Genomic DNA, 26,930 nt, shown 5'->3' with positions numbered 1-26,930 from the left:
GGTCGTCTTGATTATCAGCCTAATTAATGGAGCGGCATTGCTTTTGGCTTTGTGCTGGCTGCACGCGTTCATCACGCGCCGCTGGGACAAGCACAGCACAGCAATACAATTGGTTTTAGGACTGCTCTTCGGTGCTATTTGCGTGATCGGCATGCTAAATCCCATTTCACCAGAGCCCGGAATATTCTTCGATGGCCGCAGCGTAGTTCTGAGCATGGCCGCACTATTTAACGGGCCACTCGTAGCCGGCGTTGCCGGCCTGATCGCGGGTATTTACCGAATATGGATGGGTGGCAGCGGTATGACGTTTGGTCTGGCGGAGATCTGCCTATCCATACTGTTTGGCCTGTTGTACCGGCATTATTCCTTAAGCGGCAAGTTCGCTATCGGCCCTTGGCAGCTTTGGTTTTTAGGCCTGTTAATGCAGGTTTTGGATATGCTGTTGTTACCCTCAGCACAAGCAGCATCAAGCTTGGAACAGACTGCTGTGCCATTGCTGCTGGTCATGCCAGTTGCGACAGTTGTACTTGGTTTGATGCTCAAGGAGATCGAGCAACGCAAACGAACAGAGCTCGCTCTGCAACTTAGAGAGTCGCGCCTGCGCGCAATCACCGAGGCGATCCCTGACACCCTATTGGTGCTGGATGAAGATGGACTCTATCTTGAGGTGACCCCTTCCAGGAAAGAGGCGCACAGTGGTGCCCTGACCGCACGCATTGGGCAAAGCGTGCACGATGTATTGCCTCAAAACGAGGCCGAGCGCTTCATGGAGTTCATACGGCAGACCTTGGCCAGCGATAAACCGCAACTCATCGAATACACTCGGCAGAGCACAGATGGCATAAAGATACTTGAGGGTCATGCCCAGCGTCTGGATATTCAACTCAATGGTAAGCAGGCGGTGGTGGTACTCGCCCGCGATGTAACCCAGCGGGTCGATGACGAACATGAATTGCGCATCGCAGCCGCTGCGTTTGAAACGCAGCAAGGCATGATTATCACCGACGAGTTCAACCGCATCCTGCGAGTCAATCAGGCCTTCAGCACCATCACCGGGTACAGCCGAGAGGAAGCTGTTGGACAGCGAACCAGCCTGCTTAGCTCTGGACGGCAGAGTCTGGCGTTTTATCAAAACATGTGGCAACAGCTCAAGGCGGCAGATCGCTGGCAAGGCGAAATCTGGAATCGGCGTAAAAATGGAGAAATTTTCCCCGAATGGCTGTCGATCAGCGCGGTACGAAACACCCAGGGCCAGGTTATCAATTACGTCGCATCGATTGACGATACCTCCGAGCGCAAGGCGGCCGAGGAGCGTATCCAGCACCTTGCCTTTTTTGATGGGCTAACCGACCTGCCCAATCGGAGCCTTCTCCTCGATCGCTTGCAGCATGTGCTGGATGGTTGCGTGCGAAGCGGCGAATGCGCAGCACTAATGTTTCTCGACCTCGACGGTTTTAAGAACATCAACGATCTGCATGGGCACCATATTGGTGACAAAGTTTTGTGTCTGGCTGCTGCACGGCTCAACGGCGCAGTGCGGGTCAGTGACACAGTGGCACGCCTTGGCGGCGATGAGTTCGTGGTGCTGCTGGAGCATCTCAACAAGCAACCAGAACAGGCCGCCATGCAGGTCGAGCATGTCACCACATTGCTGCTAGCGACACTGGCCGAACCTTACCAAATTGACGGACTGGAACTGCGCAGCAGTGCGAGTATTGGCGTGACCCTGTTCAACGACGGTTCTTGTTCGATAGATGAGCTCATGCAACGTGCGGACTTGTCGATGTATGAGGCTAAAGCGGCAGGTAAGCATACGGCGCGGTTCTTCGATCCACGCATGCAAGAGGCCATTAGCGAGCGCCTTAACCTCGAACAGGATATCCGCCGGGGGCTTTTGTCTGAAGAGTTCATCCCCTACCTGCAACCACAGCTGGATGACACAGGGTGCTTGGTTGGTGCTGAAGTATTGGCACGCTGGCAACACCCTCAGCGTGGTCTACTGAGTCCAGCGGACTTTGTTGAGGTGGCTGAGCTCGCAGGTTTGATTGAGACGCTGGATTTGCAAATGCTGCAGAATGCTTGCGATCAACTAGCGTTGTGGCACCACCAATCGGCCACGGCATCGCTCAGTTTGTCCGTCAATCTAAGTGCACGGCTTCTCTATCAGCCAAACTTTGTCGAGCGAGTGCTTCAGATTTTGGATCAAAGTGGTGCAGATGCGCACAGGCTGAAACTTGAGCTTACCGAAACACTACTCCTTGACGACTTGCCAGGTGCCGTTGCTCGTATATGTGAACTCAAAGCCCATGGCATTCGCTTCTCAATCGACGACTTTGGCACCGGTTACTCGTCGCTTGCCTACTTGCAGCAATTATCGTTAGATCAATTGAAGATCGACCAGTCCTTTGTTCGCGAGCTGCCAGGCGATACAAACAGTCTTGCAATCATCAAAGCCATCTGCGCATTGGCCAATAGTCTGCAGCTAGAGGTGATTGCCGAAGGAGTGGAGACTCATGAGCAATACATCGCTCTGCTTGAGCTCGGCTGCCGCAGTTTCCAAGGTTACTTGTTTGGCCGACCAATGCCGCTGATAGAGTTCGAGCACCGAATACCGACCAATACTGCGAAAGTCGAGAGTGAAGGCTCTGTGTTTTTAACCAAGCCAAGCGCAATGGCCGCAATCGAGGAAATCGCACACGCATCGATTACAGACGAGTGTTAGAAAATACTCGCAGATTAAGGAAGTTTCCATTGCTACCCGTGCTCACCCGGCGAGCGATGCGGCGTTTTCGCTGGGCAAAGGCCCCTGCCCTGCCCGACCTTCCCGTCTTTCCATCGAAGCTCAATTTTTTGGCGACCCAACCATATTCTCTGGGTCTGGTCGTATTATTGATGCAACTTGGTTGCGTCCACTACGCTTGGCTTGATAAAGGGCGTCATCGGCACGAGTCAGAAGCGAATCTAGGCTGTCCCCAGCCTCGAAGAGCGCGACACCGAAAGACGCCGTAATCGTGTCTAGCACTCTGTTGGTACTGCGCGCCTTTATGCGCAACGACTGGATTTTCAAACGCAGTTGCTCAGCGAAAGCATGGGCACTATCAAGATCGCTGCACGCCTTCAAAACTACACAAAACTCTTCGCCACCATAGCGTGCCACTATGGCATGAGGTGGAAGCAAGTCACGCCGCACCTGACAGACATGCTGGAGTACACGATCACCTAAAAGATGGCCGTATTGGTCATTAAATTGCTTGAAGTGATCGATATCCAACATGACCAGCGCCACACCATCGGGGGCATTGTTTAGTGCTTGCTCCAGCAAGCGATTGAACGTGGCACGGTTGAACACTTGGGTCAGGCCATCCAGCGTTGCTGCCAGGCTCGCCTTCTCCAGCTTGTCGCGCAAGGTTTTAATCTCATTTTGAGCGGCGCGCAGTTGGTAAAGAAAAAGCGCTTGCTGATCCTGCATCACCTGAGCGCTCTGTTGTAGCTCGTTGAGGATAGCCGGGAGACTATTGTCGGCCGGTACCTCAAGCATTTCCAGGCAGTGCCTAAGGCTGACCTGAAAATTGATGCTGCCCTTTACGCTACGCGAAACGTCGCGCTCCATACCATCTACCAATTTGATGGCTTGCTGCTGTCCAATGCTTGCGTCCTCCAGCTCATCACGAATGATGTACTCGCGAAAAAGCTTTTCAGCGGACTCAGGAGGAAAACAGTCAAAGTCTTGAACAAGCCTGTCCAGGTGGCGATTGAGTTCCGGTTCCTGACCTTTGCTGTAGGTGTACCAAAGGGCGTAGTGCACGGGGTTAGGGGGAATGTTGTGACGCACCATCAGCGGTACTGCTTGTTGGCGCCAACGCCGAATTGACCTGGGTGCCGACGCAAAACTGACCCAACCCAAATCGGCAGAAATCCAGCACAGGAAATGGTTCGCCAGGTATCAGACTGGGTCAGTGGCATCTCGGTAACTGGATCAATTCGGCGTCCGCGCCGACAACCTATTCTCATGGAGGAACGACCAGTTGGCATCACTGGCTTTTTTGTCTGCTGCCACAGGTCGTAAAGCACAGATAGACACCGCTCAGATGCCGGTGGCGGGAAAACATCAACGCTTGGCTATCCAGTCCTAGTTGTCTTTACGGTGGGTTCTTATCAGCCAACTCGAACCCGTCATTCATTACGTTGGCGTCCCCAGAATTGCGCCGCTAGCAGTTGAAGGCGCTCAGCCAGTTTGGCGACATGGGCTGCAGTCGTACGACTCTGGCTGCTGGCAAGTACATTACTTTGGTTGGCTTGACTGATACCTTTCAGGTTGCACTGGATACTGTCACCCACCGCGCTCTGCTCTTCCACGGCGGCGGCTATTTGCACACTCATGTCGCTGATTTCACCGACTCGCTGGGTGATTCCATCCAGCGCCCGCGCGGCTAACAGTGCCTGTTCAACACTGCCTTCTGCCTTACTGTGGCTGCGTTGCATCGCGACCACAGCGTCACCCGTGGAGCGCCGTAAGGTATCGATGGTGCCCTGAATTTCTGCGGTGGATTGCTGGGTGCGCGAAGCCAGCCCGCGCACCTCGTCGGCGACCACGGCGAAACCGCGCCCAGCCTCGCCGGCGCGAGCAGCTTCAATTGCTGCGTTGAGGGCGAGCAGGTTGGTCTGTTCGGCGATGCTTTGGATGACCTCGAGTACGCGGTTGATCTCCTGGCTATGTTGTTCCAGTTGGTGAATCACCGCGCTGGTCTGTTGCACGTCGCTGGCGAGGCTGTCGATGTGCTGGCGGGTTTGCTCAACCAGTTGTCGACCTCGGTCGGTTTCTTGATTGGCCAAGTTCGCGGCACTGGCGGTTAGCTGAGCATTGCGCGCCACTTCCTGCACGCTGCTGGCCATCTGGGTTATGGCGCTGGCCACCTGGGCAGTTTCCCCTTGCTGTTGTAGGGTCGCGCAGTTGTTGTTGTCCACTGCGGCGACGAGTTCTTCGGCTTCTTTGTTCAACTGACGGGCCGAGTCGGCAATGCGGCCGACGACTGCCCGCGTCTCGGCTTCGAGCATTTGCAGGGTGAAATCGATCTGTCCAAATTGGTCGCGACGGCCGCTGTACAGCATCTGGCTTAGCGGGTTATCGGCGATATTTTTAGCCTTTCGGGCAAGGGCGTCGAGGGGGCGCAGGCTGTAGCGCAGCAGGCCGCCGAGCAACAGGCTGAATAGCGGCGCAGCGATGGCCGCGTGGCTCCAAGAGAGCATGCCAACCCAGCCCAAGACGGTAAAGCCGAGCAGGTTTAGCCCGGTACAAGCAAGTGCCAAGCGCAGGCCGACGGAAAGTCGTGACGGACATAGACTCTGTGTTTTTTTGCCGCTGCGCAACTGCGCATAGAGATGTTCGGCGGCATCTACCAGTGCTTTTGATGGGAGCGTGCGAACCGATTGGTATTCCACTATGTCACCATTGCGCTGCACCGGCGTGGCGTAGGCGCTGACCCAGTAGTGGTCACCATTCTTACAGCGATTTTTTACAAGGCCCATCCACGAGCGTCCGGCCTTGAGGGTCTGCCACAGATGGGCGAAGGCTTCTGGCGGCATATCCGGGTGACGCACGATGTTGTGATTGACGCCGAGCAACTCGGCCTCACTGAAACCGCTGATGTTGATGAAATCCGGATTTACGTATGTGATGGCGCCCTTGGGGTTGGTTGTTGAAAGAATGTTCGCATTGACGCTGAACTCGACAGCACGACCACTGACCGGAAGATTGATTTTCATTATTTGCCTCCTTAGCTGATGGATAACGCTGGGTGCCTGCCGTGCTTACAGCAATGGACATCCAAGCCCCTCGAAACAGTCTTCCCCGCTGAACAACCGTTGCATCTGCGCAGCAGGTCGTGGTCGGCTAAACCAGTAGCCTTGGGCGTAGTGGCAGCCTTCACTGACCACGAAGTCGAGTTGTGCTGGGCTCTCAACGCCCTCGGCCACGACTTCCAGGCCAAGGCTACGGCCGAGGCCGATGATCGCCTGGCTGATCGTGCTCTTTTTGTTGTCGCACGGGATGCCGCCGATAAAACTTTTATCCAGCTTGAGGATGTGCAGCGGAAAGCGTGTGAGATAAGCGAGCGAGGAGTAACCGGTGCCAAAATCGTCCAGCGCCAACAACACGCCACGGCTGGCCAATTCATTCAGACAGGCCAATGTGTCCAGATCGTCATGCATCAGTTGGCTTTCAGTAATCTCCAGGATCAAACTAGCTGGCGGCAGGCCGCTTTCTTGCAGGATGTCGATTAGCCGGAGGGTGAAGTCGACTTGTTGCAACTGGAGGCTGGAGATGTTCACCGAACAGCGCAGATGGTCATGTCCAGCCAGTTGCCAGAGGCGGGTCTGCTGGCAGGCTTGGCGCAATACCCATTCGCCGACGCGGATGATTTCCCCCGACTCCTCCAACGCAGGGATGAACTCCAGTGGTGAGATCAAGCGTTCGCCATGGCGCCACCGTAAAAGCGCTTCGACCCCGGTCACCAGGGGTGCCCCCAGGTCAAGGCGATAAATCGGTTGGTAGTACAGTTCGAATTCATTGTGTTGCAGCGCCTGGCCCAGAGCGGACTCCAGCTCCAGATGGTGGTGTGCGGTGTTTTGCAACGCTTCGCTGTAGTGAGCGAACCGCGCCTTGCCGGCAGACTTGGCTCTATAGAGGGCAAGGTCGGCGGCCTGCAAGACATCCAGCGCGTTGCCATTATCCTGCAATGGGGCGATACCGATACTGGCACTGACCACCAGGGTACGACCGTCCATGTGCAGCGGTTGGTGCAGATTGTCGAGGATGCGTTGGGATATTTGCTCGGCGTCGCGGTCGCAGGTGAGTTCATGAAGCAATACAATGAATTCGTCACCGCCGAAGCGGAATAGCTGATCACTGGGGCGCAGAGCGTCTCTCAAGCGCTGCGCCACTTCTACCAGCACGCGATCACCAACGTTGTGGCCGAGACTATCGTTGATCAACTTGAAGCGGTCGAGGTCGATGAACAGCAGCGCCTCGTGGGCACCTCCCTTGCGCTGTTCCATGAAGTTTTTTTGCATTTGCTCATCCAGCCGCATACGGTTGGCCAGGCCGGTCAGCGGGTCATGGTGGGCGGCATGTTTGAGGCGCTGCTCGGCGTCCTTGCGTGCACTGATATCGGACTGTGAGCCGGCCATGCGCAGCTGGCCTGGTGTCGTGACTTCGGCGACCCCTCGCACCAGTACCCAAATATAATCACCGTTGTTTTGGCGGATACGGTACTCATGGTGGACAGACGATGTCTGCCCTTGTAAGTGGGCATCGATGGCCTGGCGAAAATTCGGTAGGTCGTCCGGATGCACGCGACCGAACCAACTGGCACTGCTCTCGCCGATGCTGTCGCGGCTGAGGCCGAGCATGCTGGCCCAGCGCTCTGAAACGTACAGTCGATCCTGATCGACATGCCAATCCCAGATTCCGTCGTTGGCACCGCGTAGCGCACGGGCGAAGCGCGCCTCACTGTCCTCCAGAGCCTTGTGCTGGGCCGCACTGTAGGTATCGATGGCCAAAGTCATGTCGAAGAACACCGCCTTCAACAGACTTGAGTAAAGAGTGGCCTGGTCGCTGTTGTCGAACACGCTTTTAAGCATGTCATCGAGATATAGACGGTAGCTGCCAAGGTACCACTTCAACTCCAGGCCGACTTGTTGGTGGATCACGCCGATGCGCAGACGTCCATTGACGTAAGTGTCATCGTAGGGGCCGCTCCACAAACGCTGGTAATACTCGGCCTGGCTGTGCTTCAGGCGAGCCGTGACCTCCGGCGCGCGAAGTAGTGCCGACGGCGTGGAGAACTGCTCCAGATGACGGTACAAGTGATCGACGAAAGCCTGCTGAGCTGGAGCCATGTACTGAGCTGCTGCGCCGAGTCGCTCGGCATCTTCGGCACTCCAGTCGAGAAAGCGAAAGCGTTCGACAATCTCCTCGTGATCGAGACGGATACGTCTGAGTAACTCCGGCAGATCATTTGCCACCTTCATTCGTATGTCCCTGTGCTTGTACAGATGTCTTTTTGCTGAAAAAAAAACGCCGTGATAACGAGTTCTGGTCAAGAACTGGTGTCACGGCGCTTCGTCTTTCAGGCCCATTGTCCTGCTCGGCAAAGCCGGTTCCCGCATTAGGCAGAACCTACTGATGGCATATATACATCATTGTGGATTGTCTGACAATTTACCCAGCAATACTACCAAGCGCCGCCGTAGCAGCCCCAGCTCGCGAGATTTGAAGGCGTGCCGAGACTGCTCCAAAACCTCGGTAGCATCCATCAAAGCAGCCTGTACCAAACCAGGTGTTCCCAAATGTGCTTCACCGAGCCAGCGGCAAAACGGCACGACACTGCAATTACTCGGCGCGCTCAGCACCTCGCAATCTGGTGCTATGTGAACCAACAGTCGGCGCAATTGATCGGCTAGCTCAAGGTCGTTGCAGATAATTCGGGTAGTCTGGTTGGACTCGTTCATCAAACTGCATCCCCACAAGGTTGATGCGCTGTTTACAACACCGTCCATGGCATTTTATTGATTCAAATCAATGTTGAAACTGATCCTATGGATACGTGTCGTTGATCGCTCGCTATCATGTCCCAGCGCCGAGTCGCCCGATAGCCTGAGGACTTGGTGGCCCGGGGTTGTTGGTCTATGTGCTGGTCTCCAAACTTTTCGATCACTTGCTGTTGTATCGGCAGTCCGAGAACTACGCCCGTGAGGGTATGGATCTGGAGCGCTCAACCCTGGCCGACTGGGTTGGTCAGAGCAGTCAATTGCTCAGACCGCTGATCAGCACCCTTAAGCACCATGTCATGAGCAGCCATAAAATTTATGCCGACTACACGCCGATTGGCGTGCTCACACCGGGCCACGATAAAACCAAAACCGCTCGCTTGTGGATGTATGTGTTTGACGACCGACCAGCGGGTTATTCAACACCGGCGGCGGTTTGGTTCGCTTACTCGCCGGATCGCAAGAAGCAACAAGCACGGCGAGTGATCTGTTGCTTTCATGGTGCACCGACAGCCATTTTGAAAAGACCATGTCCCAGTTATGGGTTGAAGCGTGCAGGTCAACCAAGTGATGCCTGGGACGCGATAATGCGCAGGGTGGATAGGGCCGCGCAGGTTAGTGATGCAAAGCAAGTTCTGAAAATCAACTGCGTAATTGCTGCGCCGCGTAACCCAACGATATAAAAGCTGCGCGCAACATGACGGTGGGTCAAATTCTTTGAAAGTTGCCGAGAACCTATGGCATCACTCTTGCTATCTGAAAAACCACATCAGCAGGATTCGCTCCTGCAAGGCAAAGGCGCCTGAACCCGCTGCAGATATTTTGCAGAGGCTTCAGGCGTTTTTTTTGGCTATCGCATTGGAGATTCAGACGCATGAAGTGGCTCACCTACCCTGCGTTCTTGCTGCTGCGTGAACTGGGCATCGTCGGAATGATCCGCACGCTGTTAGTGATTTGCCTGACGGGCGGCGCCCTGGCCGCTGCGACGCTGCCAACAGGGCCGCTCTGGGCGGTACTGGCCTACTTGGCCATTGCCAGCCTCTGGCTGCTGTTGCAGGAGATCGGGCAGTTGCAACGCTACTGTGAAAACTCCGCTCTGCATGGTGGCTCCCAGGAGCCAATCAACGCTGCCGAGTGGCTGCTGCAGTCGATCAGACGCGGCTTTCAGCAGTGGCTGAACCGCGAACAACGCCAGCAACAAATGTTACAGCAGCGTCTGGATGAAATATCCCACTCCTCTCACGAACTCGAACAAAGCGCTGCGCTGGTGACCAGTAATGCCGAAGGGCAAAGCGAATCGGCCACTGTCGCCGCAGCGGCGGTAGAACAACTGAATGTGAGCATTTTACAGGTGGCGGCACTGGCCGATGAATCGCGTCAGACCAGCGTCGTGGCCAGCGAACAGTTAGCCGATGGAATCGACCAGCTCACCAACTTGGTGCGGCAGGTGTCCGAGATGGCGCAGCAAGCCATCACCACCAACGAACTGATCCTGCAACTGAACACCAACTCGCGCACCATCAATGAAATGTCCGGCACCATCCGCGGGATTGCTTCGCAAACCAACCTGCTTGCCCTGAATGCCGCCATCGAAGCTGCCCGCGCAGGTGAGAGCGGCCGTGGCTTCGCCGTAGTGGCCGATGAAGTTCGCCGTTTGGCCTTACACAGCCAGGAGTCGGCGGCAGAAATCAGTCGCAACATCGAATCGGTGCAACAGCACATCAAGGATGCCACGGTGCAGGTGTCCGACTTGACCCATCTGGCGCATCGCAGCGCCGCCAGTTCCGAGGCAGTGTGCGCGCTGCTCAATCAGGTACAACAGCGCACCCTGCAATTGACCGGACAGGTCGAGCAAGTGGCGGTCAGTACCGAACAACAGGGCAAGGCCGTTGCGGAAATCGCCGAACTGGCCGACCAAGTCCGCCAAGGTAATGCCGACAACCTGCAGGCCGCCGATCAGGCGCGATCCATCGCCCACCATCTGGCTCATCTGACGGGGTAATCAATATGCATGTATTGCACGGACTACCGCTCTTGCTCGCCGCTTTCACCCTGGCCACCCTGATACTGCTGTTCTATGGCTTGCACCGACGCCTGCAGAGGCAAAAGCGCCAACATATCCAGTTGAACATTCGCCAGTTGGCCTTGTTGCGTGCCCTTATATCCGGGTTTCAGCGCCATCGCGGCCTGAGCAATGGCGTGCTCTGTGGCGATGCCAGCCTGAGTCACGATCTTGTCACCGCACGCCAGGGACTCGACCAGCATATCCGTGCGGCCCAGGAATTCGACAGCACGCACCGGGACTCCTGGAATAGCTTGATCGATCACTGGTCGCGCATGCGCGAAGGGCATGGTAGCGACCGGGCAAACAATCTGTTGCAGCATCACCTGATCATTCGCAACAGCATCTTTCTGATGGAGGATGTGGCGAACGAAATCGATCTGACCGAGGGTCGTGCCGAGCTGGGCTACCTGCCCTGCATCTGGCGCGAGGTAGTCCAGGCGGCAGAATGGGCGGGCCAGGCGCGCGCCCTGGGCACCGGCATCGCGGCGACCGGTCAGAGCAGCCCTGAGCAGCGCGTGAGGATGCGTTTTCTCTACCAGAAGATCGAGCTGCTGGCCGGCACGGCCTTCGCCACACTGCAACGCCACGCCACCGATCACCCGCAGGCCGATGTGTTCCGCCTGCAGCATCGCGAGCAGGTGGTGGAGGATTTTCTACGCTGCACAAAAGAGGAGCTGCTCGACCAGATACAACCCGTGATTGCCGCCAAGACCTACTTCCAACGCGCCACCCAAGGCATTGACGAACTGCTGGCCCTAGTGGATGCAGCGCTGGCTCAGCTACAGCCTCGCTAAGGAACTACAGATGCTAAATACCGTCCAGCCGCTGCACTACAATCACCAGATGTCCTTCCCGCCAGTACGCGGTCTGCCAAGCGACCGCATAGTTGCCACCCGCTATCGTGGCCTGTCACTGACCAGCCATTTCCAGCCGATATTCAGTATCGCGCATGGTCGGGCGGTGGGCTACGAAGGGCTGATTCGCGCACACCATGCCGATGGCACGGCAAAGTCGCCGGCAACCCTGCTGTCCATGCCGAGTAATAGCGGTGAACACTTGGAATTGGATCGCACCTGCCGGATCTTGCATATGCATAACTTTGCGCAGTAGGCCACGGGGCAAGCCTGGCTGTTTCTCAATTTGAACTCGCAGCACTTGGTCAGCGTACAGCCGGACATTGGTTTTACCCACAACCTGCTGCAGACCACTGGTATTGCGGCGCATAAACGGGTGATAGAGATCATTGAAAGCGAGGTCAGTGATCATCAGCAGTTCAAGCGATTTATCAGCCATTTCCGCCAATTGGGCTGCTTGATTGCCATCGATGACTTCGGCGCACGGCACTCCAACTTCGACCGCATCTGGGATCTGCAACCCGACATCGTCAAGATCGACCGCCGCCTGATCCAGGATGCCGGTCATTCGCGCCAAGTCGAACGGATTCTCACCGGCATCGTCAGCTTGCTGCACGAGGCTGGCAGCCTGGTAGTGGTGGAAGGCGTGGAAACCGAACACGAGGCACTGCTGGCCATTGCGGCCAACGCCGAAATGGTTCAGGGCTTCTACTTTGCCAAACCACAAACCCACATCGACGCCGAGCAGAGTTTGGCCACGACCTTCGACAGCCTGCTGCGCGGCCAGCAGTGGCAAAGCGTTAAACGCAACGCCGACTTGCAGCACTACGTGCGTGAAATAGAAGGCTTGTTTCAACAGGCCGTGGCGCACTTTAGTGCCAACCAGCAGTTTGACCTGAGCAGCGCTTTGCTCTTTAGCGACCCACGTTCGGTGCGCTGCTATCTGCTCAATGAAGCGGGGTATCAGGTGTCGCGCAATGTCTATGCTCCGCACTACCAACAACAGCTGAATGCGCGCTTTTCGCCCCTGCTGTGTGGCGACAACGCCAACTGGTCGCACAAGCACTACCACTACCGGGCACTGAAGCAACCAGGGTTCATCCAGATCAGTCGGCCCTATCTGTCGGTGGCGGATTCGCGCATGTGTATCACGCTATCGCAGACCGTCAGGGTTAGCGGCACACTCTATGTCTTCTGCTGTGACCTGGATTGGCAGGAACAGTGATGCGCCCAACCAGAGGGCCAAGCTGGCCGGATAATCTGCGCCTTAAATTCTGTGTAGCGCAACGCCTCAGTGATCGTTTGGAGGCTGCCGCAATAGGCGAGAGTTTTTTCACAACCTCTCAGTGATTCAGATCGTAATGTGCTGGGAGGGAGAGCATATGCATGAGTTTGAAATTGCCGGTGAGATTTACGGCATACCCACCCACCGACGGGTGGCCCCCCCCGTGGACTCGGAGGCCCGTAAGCCCCTGATCAAAACGTTGTACGGGGAAAAGATGTTCGCGGTTGACGCTGACGCCGAACTGACCCAAGTGCTGACGCAAGACTGCCCCACCTCCAAATCGAAACAAATTCAGCAACGAAAATGGTTCGCTAGGAACAGACTGGGTCAGTGACATCTTGGTAACTGGGTCAATTTGGCGTCGGCCCCCACAAGCAAGGCCCTACCTGAGGATGCGACAGCCGGGCCCTACTGGCCCGAAGCAACGACTATAGGAAAAATGGCTCAACACGGCACCTACTGCCGAACCGTGCTTCATGCGATAAGAGGCACGGTGCACCGTCATAAATTGTCTCAGCTTAAGCCCGGCCCGTTCTTGAAGTCGCCTCCGTTTATCGCTACTTGTAGGGCACCAATCTCATGCACGGAAAGCAACCATGCACCCAAGATTCAGAGTGATCGAGACGACCACACTGGCCGATGGCAGCAAGCGATACAGGATCGTGGATCTTGTAGAGGGCGGCTCAGCCAGCATGGCGTCTTCAAGGTCAGGACAGAGGCAGAGACTGTTTGCTCGACATTAAATGCTGAGCATCCGCGTCAAAATGGTGTAGGTCGTACGTCCCTGAGCATCTGATCCACTTGCCTCGAAATGCCAAGTACTTGATACCTTCTTGAGAGTGAAAATGCCCTATCGTGCAGTCATGGGTTCTCGATCCGTAAGTACGTTTTGAAGGCGCTCCAGATTCAGTCGCTGGCACTCAGCATCAGCTTCCTCTCGGGCTTGGTAGGTAGTCGCCAGACGTAACTTTTCTTCGTTGTCATAGATGTTGAAACCTATGGGGGCAGTCTCGCAGTAGAAGCGTATTCCATTACGCATTGACCCCGTTTCTGTTGGTATTGCAGGGACAACAACAAATCTCGAAATCATCTTCACGCCCTCTCCAAGCACCTCCTCACTATTAGCGGCTATGAGCCACCACAGCAAGTCTTCGCCATCAGTTTCCGATGACAAGCACAAGCGACCCTGGAATGGTTCTCGATAAGATCTACAACGGGGAATTGGTACGCGAGGGTGAAGGTACATTCCATCTCTAATCCTTCGTCTCAGCAGGTTCTTGAATGGTGTTTAATTTGCCGAGATACCACGAGCAGTTGCTCATAACGTGGGACGATTTGATCGATGACAGCACCACACTACCGTCGCTACTCAGTGCCTTCGAAGTCATTAAACTGATTCAGCCGGGCCGCAGGCCCGAAGCAGCGACTACAAGAAAAATGCATTCTCACGCCGCCTACTGCTCAGCCGGCCCTCCCCGTAAAGGTGAATCGGGGATTGCGTTACCAGCTGGGACGTCTGTATTGCCCATACTCGTATCTCCGAAGGTCTAGGATGGGGCCGGGCTAGTTGGCCTTTTTGCCAACGGTGCCCATCTCGATTGGGGTCTTTATGTAAAACACAGAGATTTCCTCAACCTCCAATCGCTTGAATAACCTTTCGGATTCATCCTCGGTAATAGCCATTCGAATTTCCGTCGGTTGATCCGCCAGCTCAAAAAAGTGCGATGAGTGCAATTTCCCTGTGTGCCCAAATCCTTCGATTCCTGTGCAGAGGGTCGCGCCGCGCAACCCCATCTCTTTAGCCACGTCGACGATCCATTCACCCAGCATCTTTCCCTGATAACGCCGGTTCTGCTGGGTAAAGAAAATCACTAGATAACCGTTCATGTTCATCTCCTCAGCGTGTACCAATCATTTGATAGGACAGAAGCCCGGCAGCCGTCATCACCAACGAGCCCACGACGTGTAATGAAATCGAACCGAGCGCCCACAGAAGTCTGCCTTCCTGAATCAAGGCAACTGTTTCGGCGGAAAAAGTGGAAAAGGTGGAAAAGGTGGTAAGGCCCCCACAGAAACCCGTGATGATCAGCAGGCGCCATTCAGGGCTTAGGGAGGGGGATGCGGCCAAGAACGCGATGGCTAGGCCAATGATGTCACCCCCGACCATGTTCGCCACCACAGTACCTGGGGGGAGTTGTCGGGAATAGCGCGTTCAGCTTCATGCCCAGAAGCCAGCGCAACCAGCCGCCGAGCGATGCGCCGATGGCGATAACTAATAGTGATTTCAGCATGGCTGCAAGTCTCCTCTGGACTGGTAGCGCCGAGGAGGTGTTGATAACTGCAGATTATGATGGGGGTCGATATGAAATTTTGAGTCACGATCCTGTCCTAGATTGGAGGACAAGGAGACACACCTACGCACCCTGTCCAGGGTTCACGTAGGCATCATCAGCACAAAGGCGGTTAAAGGAGGAATGCCATCTCATGCTTTCATCCTATAGCACCGGCGGACAGACATTCAAGCTGCTACGAGGTCGAGAATCCGAAACGGATAAGCAGTCATTAAAAGCAATTAATCAATGTCGACCAGCATCCTCAACCTATGAGCTGGATCAGGTTCGAGAGCTTGGAGTTGCTCGGCTAGGTGTTTTTCGAGCTGGCGGAATTCTGCGAGCTTAGACATGAGAGGCCTCTAGTTGGTTAGTCTCCTAACCGTACACTAAATAAAAAAAAGTTTGTAATTGGCGTAAGCCTACTTTCGTCAAAAGGCAGGCACGACATCGCCGTGATAGCGCTCAAGGATGAACTTCTTCACTTCAGGCGAATTAAGCAAAGCGCTGAGTTTCAATACTGCTGGGGCGTTCGCCTTGTCGCGACGTACGTACAGGTAATTGGCGTACGGTGACTCCGAGCTTTCGATAAACAGTGCATCCTTATGAGGCTCAAGTTTCGCTTCCAGCGCGTAGTTGGCGTTGATCAATGCGAGGTCGACCTGATTAAGAACGCGCGGCAGCATGGCCGCTTCCAGCTCCTGAAACTTCAGATGCTTGGGATTACTGATGATGTCGAGACGCGTAGCCATGATGTTGTCGGGATCCTTGAGGGTGATCAGGCCTTGCTTGGCAATCAACAGCAGCGCACGACCGGAGTTAGTCGGGTCGTTGGGAATGGCGATGGTGGCGCCATCCTTGAGCTCATTAATGGATTTAATCTTTTTCGAATAGGCGCCGAAGGGTTCGATGTGCACGGCCACGATTGGCACCTGATCGCTGCTTGGGCGGTCTTTCTTGTACGCCTCGTAGTAGGGTTTGCTCTGGAAGTAATTGGCGTCCAGCAAGCCTTCATCCGTCTGCCGGTCTGGTTGGATGTAGTCAGAGAAGACTTTGACATCCAGCGTCACCCCCTCCTTGGCCAGCTCAGGCTTGAGGTATTCCAGGATCTCGGCATGGGGCACAGGCACCACTGCGATTTTCAGGGTTTCGGCATAGGCCGACCCCATGGCTGCGACCAGCAGTGCAACGGAGAGAGCGACGCGTTTCACGATAATTTACCTTCGAAGCGTTTCAGGGAAAAAGAAGAGAGATCCAGGTCGGTCGAGCCGCGCATGCACCACTGCGCAAACGCCTCGCCCAGTGCGGCGGAATGCTTGAAGCCGTGGCCGGAACAGGCTGACACCACCAAGGTGTGCTGCAACGACGGATGCTCGTCGATGATGAAATGGCGATCCGGAGTCACGGTGTAGGCGCAGACCGCAGACTTGACCACCTTCGAGGTAACACCGGCGATGCGGCCGTGCACCTGGTGCTCATACATGTCCTGCTCTTCGGCCGCCGAGACCGTACGATCCATTGTTCGCGGCAACGAAGTAGTGTGGTACTGCGCGGTAGCGATTTTCAGGCTACCCTCGCCGAGTAACGCCGGGAAACCGTAGTTGACTTTGTCGTCGCCACGACCGTGGGTGAGGATAAACGTCGGTGAATGGCCCACCAGCCCGGCGCCCTCCTCCAGCTCGAACCAGAACAGCTTCTGCCGGTAGACACTGAGCAGGTCGTCAAACAGCTTGCCCAGCAAACCGCCACTCCAGTTGCCGACGCTGATCACCAGCTTGTTGGCAAAGAGCGTGCGCAGGTTCGTGGTGACATGGACACCCTGCTCGCTCGAGCTAATCCCGGTCACGGTTTCGCCTTTGTACAGGATCGCGCCATGTTGTTCGGCCAGCTTGAGCTGCACATCGATGCAACGTTCAGGGCGCACAAAGCCTCCACCAGGCTCGAAATAGCCGATGGCAGTGTCGTGTACGTTGGCAAATTGTGGAAAGCGCTGGCGAATCTGCTCGGCGGATAAGACCTCGTGCTCGATGCCATAGGCCTGCGCCAGGCCGATGGTGCGCAAGGTGAAGTCGGTTTTGTCGCCGGGGTCAAACTCGGGACTCGAAGTCAGAACCAGTAGACCTGACTGTTCGAACAGCGACTCCCCCGACAAATCCTCAAGCTCGCGCCAGATGCGGTGGGAATTGCGCACGATGGGAACGTATTGCGCACCCTCACCGACCGAAAGCCGAGTAATACGCGTATCGCCGTGGCTGGAGCCCAGGCTGTGGGGTGGATGATGGCGGTCGATACCAACAACATTCGCACCCGCCTTCGCCAACTGATACACCGTAGCGGCCCCCATGGCACCCAAACCCAAAACCACTACATCACACCGCTCGGACATCAACTCTCACCTGTCAAAAAGAAGCCAGTTGAGAGTGAAACCGACTAAGAATCAACGACTAAAAGAGCATATAGATATTCTCTACCGAGCATCACCGACCCTTCTGTTGCGGTGATTTATCGGTAAGACGCCGATTCTTCGCTTCTGATTATCGTCAAATCTAATGAATTCGTGCGGAGCTTTAAGCTGTCACAAGTGATATAGCACCGGCAGTGGATTTCTTACGAAGCACCGTACAGATGGAACACGCCCCTAGCGAAGCGTTTGCCTATGGCGAGTAGTACCAGATTAAGCGATGGTGTCAGGAAGGTGTGTCGCCTGGATGGATAGACGAGCTCACTGAAGCCTGGATGGATGGGGATATCCGCCCAGTCTTAATTACCCATTGACTACGAGATGGGCATCGCGCCAATAAAAAAGGGCCTCCATAGGGCCCTTTTGTACTCAAACCAAAATCACTTGTTCAGCCAGGACTCTACGGTGTCGGAACCGTATTTCGCTTTCCACTCTTTCAGCGTCTTGTGATTGCCACCTTTGGTTTCGACGACTTCGCCTGTGTGGGGATTCTTGTAAACCTTCACCTGGCGTGGCTTCCGAGTACCGGCTTGGGGCTTAGCAGCTAGAACACGACGGCTCGCTTGCGGATCAAGCAGGTTGATCACGTTCGGCAGGCTGTAGCCGTACTCGGCGAGTAGAGCACGTAGCTTGGTTTCAAATTCGATTTCTTTTTTGAGGCCAGCATCGCCTTTCAGCGCTTCGAGAGCCTGGAGCTGTTCGGCGAGGTGTTTTTCGAGCTGGCGGAATTCTGCGAGTTTGGACATGGGGGAATCCTTTTTGATAGTTACCTAACAGTATATTGAATATCGGTCAGTGCAATAGGGTTTGCATGCGACAACTGAGACTGGAACGGAGAGGCCAAAAATTATTGCTGAGCCATAATTTTGAATAATTCAGTTTTGCCGTTTCCTCGAACGTCTTTGTCGCTGGCGCAGCTCGTATCACTTGCAGTACACCGTCCGTCGCTGGCTATCCGCGCCCTGATGCTCTGGCTTATACCCGAAGGCGCTCCCCCGATCCGGAGCGCTAACACACGTACCCACCCCCTAGGTCACACACCATTGAGGGCGTCCAAACCAGCCATTGTTATATGCAAGCCAGAAACGGACGCTCAGCGTTGGTAGGCGCACATATCTGCTTGTACGGCTGCTCTCCCTACGTAGCACCTAACGAGAGCTATCTTCGGCATTAGAGAGCAGTACTGTTGCCAGACTCCCTACGCCCGCCAGTCCCATCACAAGAGCCATTCCCCTCGGTGTTCCACCCGATAGCCAACTGACCAGCGCGGCACTAATAATGCCGCTGCCATAGTGCATCGCGCCAAGTAACGAAGACGCAGAGCCTGCGCGTTGCGGGAAGTGAGCCAGAGCCCCGGCCACGGAGCTGGCAACAATGAATCCGTTCATCGACATGTAGAAGAACACCGGCACGACCAGCTCCCAGATTCCGCCAAGTCCAAACCATGCGCACAGGCCGAGGATCAGGCCAAAGAACGCCAGGGCCCGGGTGCCTCGATGGAAAATTCGCTCACTGCCCATGCGGTTCAATAATCGACTGTTGACGAAGTTGGCGATCATCATCCCGAGAATGTTGACTCCGAACAGGCAGCCGTAGGCCTGCGGTGATACATGGTAATAGTCGATGTAAGCAAAGGGCGTTCCGACGATAAACGCGTAGGCACCAGCGTAGAAGAAACCTCCTGACAGCGCATACCCGATCAACCGTGGATCACGCACCAACTGCAGGCAGCCGATAAAAGTCTGCTTGAGCGGCTCGGACGTTCGCTGCTCGTGAGGCAGGCTTTCTGGCAATCGGCGGAATGAAAAGAGTGTTACCAATCCCACCAGGGCCAACGACCAGAAGATGCCTTGCCAAGACCATAAACGTAGCACCTGACCGCCAATCAGCGGGCCTGCCAAGGGGGGCCACTCCCATGATCAGAATCAGCGTCGAGAGCATCTTCGCTGACTGTTCCCGCCCATATAGATCACCCACCATGGCGCGCGAAAGCACCGGGCCGACGCAGGCCCCCAACGCCTGAATCACCCGCCCAGAGGATAATCCCGCGCTCTGCATAAAAGGCTCTCATCAATGTCCCGCGCCAATCTCAACGATCTGCAAGCCTTCGTCGTCATTACCCGCGAAGGCAGCTTCACGCGCGCCGCCGCGCAGCTGGGCGTCTCGCAGTCCGCGCTGCTGCGCGATAGAGTTATGACGATCGCCGTCTTTCACACTGCCGTAGGGCGCCAAATGCTCACCCAGATGTCTAAGCAGGATGTTGACTTTGGGAAGCGCTTCCCGGGTTTTGAGCCACACCAAATTCATCGGCAATCCATCAGTGGCAAGCTCAGGTAGCACCTCTACCAAGCGGCCTTCATCCAGGTGTGTCTGGACAAGCCAGGTCGGCAATTGAGCAATACCATGTCCAGCCAATGTTGCTGCCACCTCTCCTTCGCCATCCCCAACAGCGATTCGCGGGTGAATCATTCGGCGCTCCTGATCGCCTGACTGGCGGCCCCCGAAATACCACGCGCCTACCTGACCATCGGTGTAGCCATAAGCGATGCAATGGTGATGCTCCAGCCCTGCTTCACCCGATGGCCTACCGTGCTCATGCAGATAACTCGGAGATGCGCAGAAGACCATGCGCTGAGCACCAATGAACCGATGGCCAAGCCCAGGATGCCAGGCATCGGGGCCACCGATCCTGACAACGATGTCGATACCCTCGTGGACGGGGTCGATAAAGCGATCCGAGAACGAAATGTGCGGCTGCAGCAGCGGATACTCCTTCAGGAAGCTGAGGATCAGGGGCAGCACATGGAGCCGGCCATATGATGCAGGCAGATCGATACGCACCCTGCCATGGGGCTCGTGCCTCTCTGATGCGAGCGCTAGTTCAGATTCTTCGAGGTCAGCCAAGACGCCGCTGCAGGTTCGGTAGAACTTAACTCCAGCTTCAGTCAACGCAAGACGTCGAGTGGTTCGGGCGAACAGACGCTGGCCCAGCCGCTGCTCAAGTCTGGCAATGCTTTTGCTCACGGCTGAGGCAGTGAGATTCAACCTGAGCGCAGCGCTGGCGAAGCTGCCGGTTTCCGCCACCGTGACAAATACGTCGATGCCCTTGAGGCGTTCAGACGAATACATAACCCACCTCAATTAATGAATTTAGTTCGCTATAGCCAGTCATTTATATCTCGGATAGGAACGAAAATCTCCAATAAGCTATGTCTAAACTTATTGGAGCATTACCTACATGCAATCCTCGACGACAGGAGCTGCCCTGGCGCCTGCCACATCCTCGCGATCAGCTCTTCAGATCCTCATCATGGCAATCGCCGCATTTATTATTGTCACCACCGAGTTCCTGATCGTGGGGCTGCTCCCTGCGATGGCGCGCGACCTCGATGTATCCGTGGCCGTGGCAGGTCAGGTTGTGACACTGTTTGCCTTTACCGTGATGCTGTTCGGCCCTTTTCTGACAGCCAAGCTCGCAGGTGTAGAACGCAAGAAACTGTTCACCGTCATCCTCCTGGTTTTCGCCGCGTCTAACGTGCTTGCTGCGCTCTCGACCAATATCTGGGTGATGGCACTGGCGCGCTTCATGCCAGCACTGGGACTTCCTGTGTTCTGGGGCACCGCGAGCGAGACTGCCGGGCAGCTGGCCGGCCCTGGTAACGCAGGCAAAGCCGTGTCGCGTGTTTACCTCGGCATCTCTGCGGCACTGGTGTTCGGCGTGCCATTGGGCACTGTGGCAGCAGATACCCTGGGCTGGCGAGGAAGCTTTTGGTCGCTGGCTGCCATCTCTCTGATCATCGCGATCCTGATGCACCTGTGCATGCCGACACTGCCCTCCTCGCCCGCCAAAGAGCATGGCGAGAAGCATACCGACATCCTCAAGCAACCACGATTTCTTGCCCATGTGCTGCTGTCGGTCTTAGCGTTCACTGCGATGTTCACGGCATACACCTACTTGGCAGACATCCTTCAGACGCTGGGTGCGGTGCCGGCCAATCAAGTCGGTTGGTGGCTCATGGGGTTTGGTGCGGTAGGCATGATTGGCAACCAATGGGGTGGCGCGCTCGTTGATCGCAACCCGCTTGGAGCAATGGTGTTGTTCCTGACGATTCTCGCAGTCGGCATGATGGCGGCTGTACCGTTGGCTGGTAACCATATGCTGCTGATCGGCGCGCTGATTCTGTGGGGCGTCGCCTACACTGCGCTTTTCCCCGTATGCCAGGTTCGGGTGATGAATGCCGGCGTTAAGGCTCAAGCCCTTGCGGCGACGATGAACATCTCGGCAGCCAACGCAGGTATCGGCCTGGGAGCTATCTTTGGTGGCTTGGGCATTGGGGAGTTCGGATTGGGGGCATTGGGCTGGATCGCCACTGCAATTGCCGCACTGGCAATCATCGTCGCAGTGCTCATGATGCGTAAGCGTTAACAAAACTGTGAGATGGTGGCAGATAATGTGGGTGCCCACGATGCTATAGGCGAATCTTTGTACCTGTCGATCTCCTCACACTGCCATTTCTTGGTCGCTGATTGGCGAGTTTGCTGCAGTTGATCATGGCCAAGAAGTTTGGACAGATAGGATAAGGGCAAGCGAAATAACACCGAGCCTTCTACAGCCCCAGATCTCGGCACAACAGATCATCATTCAGTTCATCAGTGGCAAAATCACCCTTCACGAGGTGTTGTTGCAAGAAGTCGCGTAAATGCATTTTCAGCTGAGATCTGAGCTCGACATAGTCTACAGATGGGCCTGCATAGATATCACGACGCTTCAGAACATCCTGCAGCACCCTGATACATTCCACGCCGATCCCTGACGCGTGCATCCGCACACTAGGATCGAAACCTGGTGCCCTCTTAAAACTACCAACCGCCTCTTCAAGCAGTCGCACAAACGCTGCTGTGTCATGTGTCTGCTGCGCCAAGCGCCAAACCTTCCATTCAAGCTCTTCTCCCATCTTCTCTCTCCATTTCCTATGCGGACTTCACCAAAACGAAAGTTGTCCGACACGGGTATTTTTTCAAAAAATGACTCGTTGTTTTGAAATCAAAATGGAAAGCAGCGGCCTACGCCGCACAGGGGCGATTTTGCTATGCCCATAGGCAGGCCATACGTCGGCGTCAGCAGGTATACCGCAAGAAAAAAGGACAAAAACAGAAGCACAGCAAAAGCAAAAACTAACACCGTTTCCCCTGAAGGATCGGTGGAAGGTGGAGCGCCGAGATCGCTGCTTTTTTGTTGTCCTCAAATATAAAGATCCGTCGCGCGAAAAAAATTTCAAGGGGCCTTCTGAAAAAATATTTTTGTTGACGTGGCCGAAGCAATAAAGGCCATATCCTCCCTCTACCGCCTAATCCTATCGCTTACAGAAAAATGCCCTGCACCAGCCGCCCTCGAAAGCGTGCATTTTGGTATAGCCAGGTACTTACCTAATATTTCGCCGTCCAAAGGCAACACCCCCGGCCAGTTGCTCGAACAAACTGAATGACAGACAGTGATCTTCAAAATAGTTGACCTCTGCATCTGCCAAAGGAAGGTTCAAGGCCTTCATCGAATGATGTCGACGCCCATGTACTGCTTCAGTACGTCCGGTACACGGATCGAACCGTCAACCTGCTGATAGTTCTCCAGTACCGCCACCAGCGTACGACCGACCGCCAGGCCGGAACCGTTCAGGGTGTGCACCAGTTCCGGCTTGCCGGTTTCCGGGTTGCGGAAACGCGCCTGCATGCGACGGGCTTGGAAGTCGCCACAATTGGAGCACGACGAGATTTCGCGGTATTTGTCCTGGCTCGGAATCCAAACTTCCAGGTCGTAGGTCTTGACCGCGCTGAAGCCCACGTCGCCGGTGCACAGCGCCAGGGTGCGGTAAGGCAGGCCCAGCAGCTGCAGGACTCTCTCGGCGTTGGCGGTCAGGCTTTCCAGCGCTTCCATCGACTTCGACGGCTCGACGATCTGTACCATCTCGACCTTGTCGAACTGGTGCTGTCGGAACGAGCCACGAGCGTCACGACCCGACGCGCCGGCTTCACTACCAAAGCATGGGCTATGGGCGACAAACTTGAGGGGCAATCGTTTTGCATCAAGAATCTGCCCTGCCGCAAGATTGGTCAGTGGGACTTCGGCAGCCGGGATCAGATACAGATCGGCTTCGCCTTCACGAGCGATCTTGAACAGGTCTTCCTCGAACTTCGGCAACTGGCCGGTGCCTTGCAGCGCCGGGGCCTGAACCAGATACGGCGTGTAGGCTTCTTCGTAGTCGTGCTCGCTGGTGTGCAGGTTGATCATGAATTGCGCTAGGGCGCGGTGCAGACGGGCGATCGGGCCGCGCAGCAGGATGAAGCGCGCGCCGGACATCTTGGCGGCAGTTTCAAAGTCCAGCCAACCGAACTTCTCGCCTAGGGCGACGTGGTCTTTGATCTCGAAATCGAAGAGTCGTGGAGCGCCCCATCGGCGCACTTCGACGTTATCGTCTTCGTCTACGCCGACTGGAACGGACTCATGCGGTAGGTTCGGGATGCCCAGCAGGATCGAGTCCAGTTCGCTACGGATCGCTTCGAGCTCGACTTTACCGACGCTCAATTCGCCCGCCATGCGCTCGACGTCCGCCATCAGCAGTGCGATGTCTTCGCCGCGCTGCTTGGCGTGACCGATGGACTTGGAGCACGCGTTACGTTCAGCCTGCAGTGCTTCGGTGCGGGTCTGGACGGTCTTGCGCTGTTCTTCTAGCGCTTCGATGCGCGCGACGTCCAGGGCAAAGCCACGGAAAGCCAGGCGATCCGCCACTTCCTGAAGGTTGTTACGTAACAGCTTGGGATCGAGCATATTGTTATCTCGCAGTTTAGAGCACGTCGCTTCGCATAGGACTGGGTTGATCGATAATTCGAACTTGATGTGAAACAGCGATCAGTTGCCCAGAAGCAATCCCAGTTCGATCAAAGCGTTTAAGCCCGTGCTGTCATGGACGTGTGCGTAATCCTGTGGCGTCCACGTCGCAATTTCAGCCCGGAGCACTTCCACAGATTTAAATGGCATGGTGGACACGGCATCGAGCATTCCGACGCGTTTGTTGCTCCACCGGTCGAGGTCGTCCAGGCGAAGAAAGAAGGCGTCGATGTCTAGCGCATAGACCATTTCGGCGCGAGCGCTCAGGCATAAAAACTCCCTCAGAAGTTGTAGAGCGGCCCCCTGCCCCCGCACAGCCTCAACCGCCTTTATGTAGTGGCTAGCGCACAAGGGGAGCTCGTTGCGTGGATCAAACATTCGCGATATCCGAAGTGAGAAATGAGGAAGACTCTGGAGAGCGTTCGCGAACCAGGACACAGGAAGGCAGTTACGATCAGCGTGCCTTACTGTATGCATTCAGCGCTTGAAAAGCCGGCAAGCTCACATGCTTGCGAAAGCCTCTGCCGGCCAAGATGTAAAGGGCGTCTTCGCTTTCAAAAAAACATCCGTGGAAGTCTTTCTGATAGCCAGTGACGAAACCATCGCTAGCTGGGACGCTGGCATCACTGTCGTACACAGCATGGCTGATGAAAAGTACAGTGGGCTGAAGTCCCTGCTTCCTCACTTCACGCTCCTGGGCCTCGGCGAGCATGACGTCGAGTAGCATCCAATTCCGAACAATGCAAAATGGCTGCCCCTCGAACTCCTCACGCGCCAGTTGAATGAGCTCACCGTCTTCAAGCTGAGAGCCTCCGAGCATCTGCGCGGGGCCATACAGCACATCTTCAATCAAATCTGCTTGCACACTGCTGCCTAGTTTTCTAAAGACTTATAAAGCGGCACGGATCCAGACATCTGGGAGCCGTGCATCCTGGGAATTGGGTAACCTTGGATGCCGATTGAAAAGCCTGTAATTCGCTAGTGGATCATATTGATCTCGGACATGGCGCCGTTCTCATGCCACCAATGACAAATCACGTATCGGCTTTCATTGTGCGTTTCACAAAGCTGATATCCCATAAGTTCGAACACCTTTACGAGCCTCGAAGTACGGATCGTTTTCCCGTCCTCAAACCGCCCGCGTGTTTCAGAAAAAACCACTCCGATCACGCAGGGAGGCTGGAATTCGGCGCAACACAAGTAGCCGGTTATCTCGACGCCGAAATCAATTTTTTTTGCGTCCAAAACACATTGGGGGAGCCCCATTCTTTTTTCGCTAAGCTTCTCTTTATCAGTCACAAGCGCCCCACCAAACACATCAATGAACCCTGTCGAACCGATCTAAAGCACCATTCTCGAAAAGCCAGTGAGCGACGACGTAAACGCCACCATCGACCGTGGTAACAACCTCATAACCTGCCCGTCGGCATCGATCGACAATGGCTGGTGTATGGATCGGTAATCCTTCCGGAAAGCCACCCGTGTGATCACAAAACAACAGCCCAGTCATTCTTGGAGGCCTCTCTAGCGCACACAACAGATACCCGACAACATTTGGATCAGCGATAGCCGCTCGCGCTCGTTCTATGACTGTCGGCAATCTGTGTAACCGAAAATCGGAAAGCTCTGCTCCGTAAGTTTTAATCCAGTACATCCTGCCCCGCCCTTCCACACCTATCAGATTTCGATCGTGAAATCCGAGATGAATCCTGTGGATTCTTGGGGATAACCACGCGGATTTGAGATCAACCGGCACCCGTCCAGTTCAATATCCACGGCTCGATGCGTATGACCGAAAATCCAAACATCTGCCATCGAAAGCAGTGAATGCCACCTGTTGGAATAGGCTGCACTCAAATGACCGTCATGCTTTTCGCCTGCGACTTCAGGGATCGGGCAATGGTGCGTGATGACCACAGTCTTCCCATCGAAGGGCCTGCTTAGCTCGCCAACCAAAAAATCAAACGCTTCGTGGTTTCGCTCAATCACGTCTGCGGGTCGGAGTCGGCGGTAGCGCTCCTCTGCTCTGATCATCTGGAAGTCATTCATCCACATTCCGCAGGTCACCATTGCTGCCACGGTGTCTCCCGTGGAGGAGAAGTCCGTCCAGGCCGTTGTGGCCAAAAAGCGTGTTTGGTTGCAAATCCAAACCTGATTTTCCAATACGTGCACATGAGGTGCTGCAACCTCCCGCATTTTGCGCAGGGTGTGGTCGATGTGGCCTTTGTAAAATTCGTGATTCCCGCAGACGTAGATGACGGGACAGTTGAAGGTGTCGTTTGCCCAACTGACGCCTCTCGCCTGGATGTCGATGTCGCCGGCCAGAACGACGATGTCAGCGTCTGTTGTGGGTGGTTCGAAGGGAGCGAATTCGTTGTGCAGGTCAGAGTAAATCTGGATTTTCATGTTCCGCCCATTTCCATAAAGCGGGTCGACATCTCGAAAGCGCCATGCATTGCCGGCACCACAAATCGGGAGGCACAACCAAAGCTCTAACTCGATTTA

At 55.3% G+C, this 26,930-nt stretch carries 18 protein-coding genes, 8 pseudogenes and 1 riboswitch; of the genes and pseudogenes, 8 read left to right on the top strand and 18 right to left on the bottom strand.

Annotated elements, in window-relative coordinates; all coding sequences use genetic code 11:
* The first annotated feature begins 7 nt into the window (after positions 1-7).
* On the top strand, positions 8-2,722 hold the full coding sequence (locus ACX3YF_RS16775) for an EAL domain-containing protein (RefSeq protein ID WP_448125361.1): 2,715 nt from the start codon (positions 8-10) through the stop codon (positions 2,720-2,722).
* 120 nt (positions 2,723-2,842) lie between these two features.
* On the opposite strand, the pseudogene ACX3YF_RS16770 reads toward ACX3YF_RS16775, so the two are convergent.
* The 5 genes and pseudogenes from ACX3YF_RS16770 to ACX3YF_RS16750 form a co-directional block, all read right to left on the bottom strand.
* Positions 2,843-3,853: pseudogene (locus tag ACX3YF_RS16770) on the bottom strand (GGDEF domain-containing protein); the annotation flags it as partial.
* A gap of 320 nt (positions 3,854-4,173) precedes the next feature.
* Complete coding sequence (locus ACX3YF_RS16765) at positions 4,174-5,247, bottom strand: methyl-accepting chemotaxis protein (RefSeq protein ID WP_458946305.1); 1,074 nt, start codon at positions 5,245-5,247, stop codon at positions 4,174-4,176.
* A gap of 186 nt (positions 5,248-5,433) precedes the next feature.
* Positions 5,434-5,763: pseudogene (locus ACX3YF_RS16760) on the bottom strand (PAS domain-containing protein); the annotation flags it as partial.
* 45 nt (positions 5,764-5,808) lie between these two features.
* Complete coding sequence (locus ACX3YF_RS16755; RefSeq protein ID WP_458945238.1) at positions 5,809-8,028, bottom strand: putative bifunctional diguanylate cyclase/phosphodiesterase; 2,220 nt, start codon at positions 8,026-8,028, stop codon at positions 5,809-5,811.
* Between the two features lie 168 nt (positions 8,029-8,196).
* Positions 8,197-8,508 carry a hypothetical protein gene (locus ACX3YF_RS16750; protein ID WP_458945239.1) on the bottom strand — a complete coding sequence of 104 codons (312 nt, stop codon included), beginning with the start codon at positions 8,506-8,508 and terminating at the stop codon, positions 8,197-8,199.
* A gap of 119 nt (positions 8,509-8,627) precedes the next feature.
* Between ACX3YF_RS16750 and ACX3YF_RS16745 the strand changes: the two are divergent.
* The 5 genes and pseudogenes from ACX3YF_RS16745 to ACX3YF_RS16725 form a co-directional block, all read left to right on the top strand.
* Positions 8,628-9,050: pseudogene (locus ACX3YF_RS16745) on the top strand (IS66 family transposase); the annotation flags it as partial.
* A 371-nt stretch (positions 9,051-9,421) separates the two neighbouring features.
* A complete protein-coding gene (locus tag ACX3YF_RS16740; RefSeq protein WP_458973944.1) occupies positions 9,422-10,549 on the top strand; it encodes a methyl-accepting chemotaxis protein in 1,128 nt (375 codons plus the stop codon).
* Between the two features lie 5 nt (positions 10,550-10,554).
* Positions 10,555-11,406, top strand: coding sequence for a nitrate- and nitrite sensing domain-containing protein (locus ACX3YF_RS16735; RefSeq protein ID WP_458973943.1), 852 nt, complete (start codon positions 10,555-10,557; stop codon positions 11,404-11,406).
* Positions 11,375-12,691 (top strand): annotated as a pseudogene (locus tag ACX3YF_RS16730) (EAL domain-containing protein). The gene ACX3YF_RS16735 and the pseudogene ACX3YF_RS16730 overlap by 32 nt, the downstream one beginning before the upstream one ends.
* Positions 12,692-12,812: 121 nt before the next feature.
* A complete protein-coding gene (locus ACX3YF_RS16725; protein WP_458945241.1) occupies positions 12,813-13,085 on the top strand; it encodes a hypothetical protein in 273 nt (90 codons plus the stop codon).
* Between the two features lie 1,229 nt (positions 13,086-14,314).
* Here ACX3YF_RS16725 and ACX3YF_RS16720 read toward each other — a convergent pair.
* The 7 genes and pseudogenes from ACX3YF_RS16720 to ACX3YF_RS16690 form a co-directional block, all read right to left on the bottom strand.
* Positions 14,315-14,638: a DUF190 domain-containing protein gene (locus ACX3YF_RS16720; protein WP_449102604.1), complete on the bottom strand. Its 324-nt coding sequence runs from the start codon at positions 14,636-14,638 to the stop codon at positions 14,315-14,317.
* Positions 14,639-14,648: 10 nt separating this feature from the next.
* Positions 14,649-15,042 (bottom strand): annotated as a pseudogene (gene crcB / locus ACX3YF_RS16715) (fluoride efflux transporter CrcB).
* 141 nt (positions 15,043-15,183) lie between these two features.
* A riboswitch (Fluoride riboswitch) is annotated at positions 15,184-15,245 on the bottom strand.
* Positions 15,246-15,368: 123 nt separating this feature from the next.
* Positions 15,369-15,434: pseudogene (locus tag ACX3YF_RS16710) on the bottom strand (transcriptional regulator); the annotation flags it as partial.
* Positions 15,435-15,512: 78 nt separating this feature from the next.
* Positions 15,513-16,292 (bottom strand): MetQ/NlpA family ABC transporter substrate-binding protein, encoded by a 780-nt coding sequence (locus ACX3YF_RS16705; protein ID WP_458945242.1) that lies wholly within the window; start codon positions 16,290-16,292, stop codon positions 15,513-15,515.
* Positions 16,289-17,467 (bottom strand): N-methyl-L-tryptophan oxidase, encoded by a 1,179-nt coding sequence (solA, locus tag ACX3YF_RS16700; protein ID WP_458945243.1) that lies wholly within the window; start codon positions 17,465-17,467, stop codon positions 16,289-16,291. Before solA ends, ACX3YF_RS16705 begins: the two co-directional genes overlap by 4 nt.
* 455 nt (positions 17,468-17,922) lie before the next feature.
* Positions 17,923-18,288: a histone-like nucleoid-structuring protein, MvaT/MvaU family gene (locus tag ACX3YF_RS16695; protein ID WP_458945244.1), complete on the bottom strand. Its 366-nt coding sequence runs from the start codon at positions 18,286-18,288 to the stop codon at positions 17,923-17,925.
* Between the two features lie 402 nt (positions 18,289-18,690).
* Positions 18,691-19,443, bottom strand: a complete 753-nt coding sequence (locus ACX3YF_RS16690) for an MFS transporter (protein ID WP_458973942.1) — start codon at positions 19,441-19,443, stop codon at positions 18,691-18,693.
* A 172-nt stretch (positions 19,444-19,615) separates the two neighbouring features.
* Between ACX3YF_RS16690 and ACX3YF_RS16685 the strand changes: the two are divergent.
* Positions 19,616-19,724, top strand: a pseudogene (locus ACX3YF_RS16685) (LysR family transcriptional regulator); the annotation flags it as partial.
* Between the two features lie 32 nt (positions 19,725-19,756).
* On the opposite strand, the pseudogene ACX3YF_RS16680 reads toward ACX3YF_RS16685, so the two are convergent.
* A pseudogene (locus tag ACX3YF_RS16680) lies at positions 19,757-20,671 on the bottom strand (LysR substrate-binding domain-containing protein); the annotation flags it as partial.
* A 109-nt stretch (positions 20,672-20,780) separates the two neighbouring features.
* Between ACX3YF_RS16680 and ACX3YF_RS16675 the strand changes: the two are divergent.
* Positions 20,781-21,968, top strand: a complete 1,188-nt coding sequence (locus tag ACX3YF_RS16675; RefSeq protein ID WP_458973941.1) for an MFS transporter — start codon at positions 20,781-20,783, stop codon at positions 21,966-21,968.
* Positions 21,969-22,149: 181 nt separating this feature from the next.
* Here the strand turns inward: ACX3YF_RS16675 and ACX3YF_RS16670 are convergent, their stop codons facing one another.
* The 5 genes from ACX3YF_RS16670 to ACX3YF_RS16650 all read right to left on the bottom strand — a co-directional run bounded on the left by ACX3YF_RS16670 (position 22,150) and on the right by ACX3YF_RS16650 (position 26,831).
* Positions 22,150-22,497 carry a hypothetical protein gene (locus ACX3YF_RS16670; RefSeq protein ID WP_458973940.1) on the bottom strand — a complete coding sequence of 116 codons (348 nt, stop codon included), beginning with the start codon at positions 22,495-22,497 and terminating at the stop codon, positions 22,150-22,152.
* A gap of 590 nt (positions 22,498-23,087) precedes the next feature.
* Positions 23,088-24,365 (bottom strand): serine--tRNA ligase, encoded by a 1,278-nt coding sequence (gene serS / locus ACX3YF_RS16665; RefSeq protein ID WP_458973939.1) that lies wholly within the window; start codon positions 24,363-24,365, stop codon positions 23,088-23,090.
* 81 nt (positions 24,366-24,446) lie between these two features.
* Positions 24,447-24,803, bottom strand: a complete 357-nt coding sequence (locus tag ACX3YF_RS16660; RefSeq protein ID WP_458973938.1) for a hypothetical protein — start codon at positions 24,801-24,803, stop codon at positions 24,447-24,449.
* Positions 24,804-24,879: 76 nt separating this feature from the next.
* Positions 24,880-25,290, bottom strand: a complete 411-nt coding sequence (locus ACX3YF_RS16655) for a DUF6957 family protein (protein WP_458973937.1) — start codon at positions 25,288-25,290, stop codon at positions 24,880-24,882.
* A gap of 812 nt (positions 25,291-26,102) precedes the next feature.
* Positions 26,103-26,831, bottom strand: coding sequence for a metallophosphoesterase family protein (locus ACX3YF_RS16650; protein ID WP_458973936.1), 729 nt, complete (start codon positions 26,829-26,831; stop codon positions 26,103-26,105).
* Positions 26,832-26,930 lie beyond the last annotated feature (99 nt).

It is taken from the genome of Pseudomonas fluorescens group sp. PF-69, assembly GCF_054481235.1.
The sequence above is the reverse complement of the archived record's forward strand: the minus strand, read 5'-3'. Positions and strand labels throughout refer to the sequence as shown.

What these genes read in the sequence shown, in the direction of transcription:
- ACX3YF_RS16765 (WP_458946305.1), bottom strand. Translation starts at nt 5,247, where the DNA reads ATGCTCTCTTGGAGCCACGCGGCCATCGCTGCGCCGCTATTCAGCCTG.
- ACX3YF_RS16755 (WP_458945238.1), bottom strand. Translation starts at nt 8,028, where the DNA reads ATGAAGGTGGCAAATGATCTGCCGGAGTTACTCAGACGTATCCGTCTC.
- ACX3YF_RS16750 (WP_458945239.1), bottom strand. Translation starts at nt 8,508, where the DNA reads ATGAACGAGTCCAACCAGACTACCCGAATTATCTGCAACGACCTTGAG.
- ACX3YF_RS16740 (WP_458973944.1), top strand. Translation starts at nt 9,422, where the DNA reads ATGAAGTGGCTCACCTACCCTGCGTTCTTGCTGCTGCGTGAACTGGGC.
- ACX3YF_RS16735 (WP_458973943.1), top strand. Translation starts at nt 10,555, where the DNA reads ATGCATGTATTGCACGGACTACCGCTCTTGCTCGCCGCTTTCACCCTG.
- ACX3YF_RS16720 (WP_449102604.1), bottom strand. Translation starts at nt 14,638, where the DNA reads ATGAACGGTTATCTAGTGATTTTCTTTACCCAGCAGAACCGGCGTTAT.
- solA (WP_458945243.1), bottom strand. Translation starts at nt 17,467, where the DNA reads ATGTCCGAGCGGTGTGATGTAGTGGTTTTGGGTTTGGGTGCCATGGGG.
- ACX3YF_RS16695 (WP_458945244.1), bottom strand. Translation starts at nt 18,288, where the DNA reads ATGTCCAAACTCGCAGAATTCCGCCAGCTCGAAAAACACCTCGCCGAA.
- ACX3YF_RS16675 (WP_458973941.1), top strand. Translation starts at nt 20,781, where the DNA reads ATGCAATCCTCGACGACAGGAGCTGCCCTGGCGCCTGCCACATCCTCG.
- ACX3YF_RS16670 (WP_458973940.1), bottom strand. Translation starts at nt 22,497, where the DNA reads ATGGGAGAAGAGCTTGAATGGAAGGTTTGGCGCTTGGCGCAGCAGACA.
- serS (WP_458973939.1), bottom strand. Translation starts at nt 24,365, where the DNA reads ATGCTCGATCCCAAGCTGTTACGTAACAACCTTCAGGAAGTGGCGGAT.
- ACX3YF_RS16660 (WP_458973938.1), bottom strand. Translation starts at nt 24,803, where the DNA reads ATGTTTGATCCACGCAACGAGCTCCCCTTGTGCGCTAGCCACTACATA.
- ACX3YF_RS16650 (WP_458973936.1), bottom strand. Translation starts at nt 26,831, where the DNA reads ATGAAAATCCAGATTTACTCTGACCTGCACAACGAATTCGCTCCCTTC.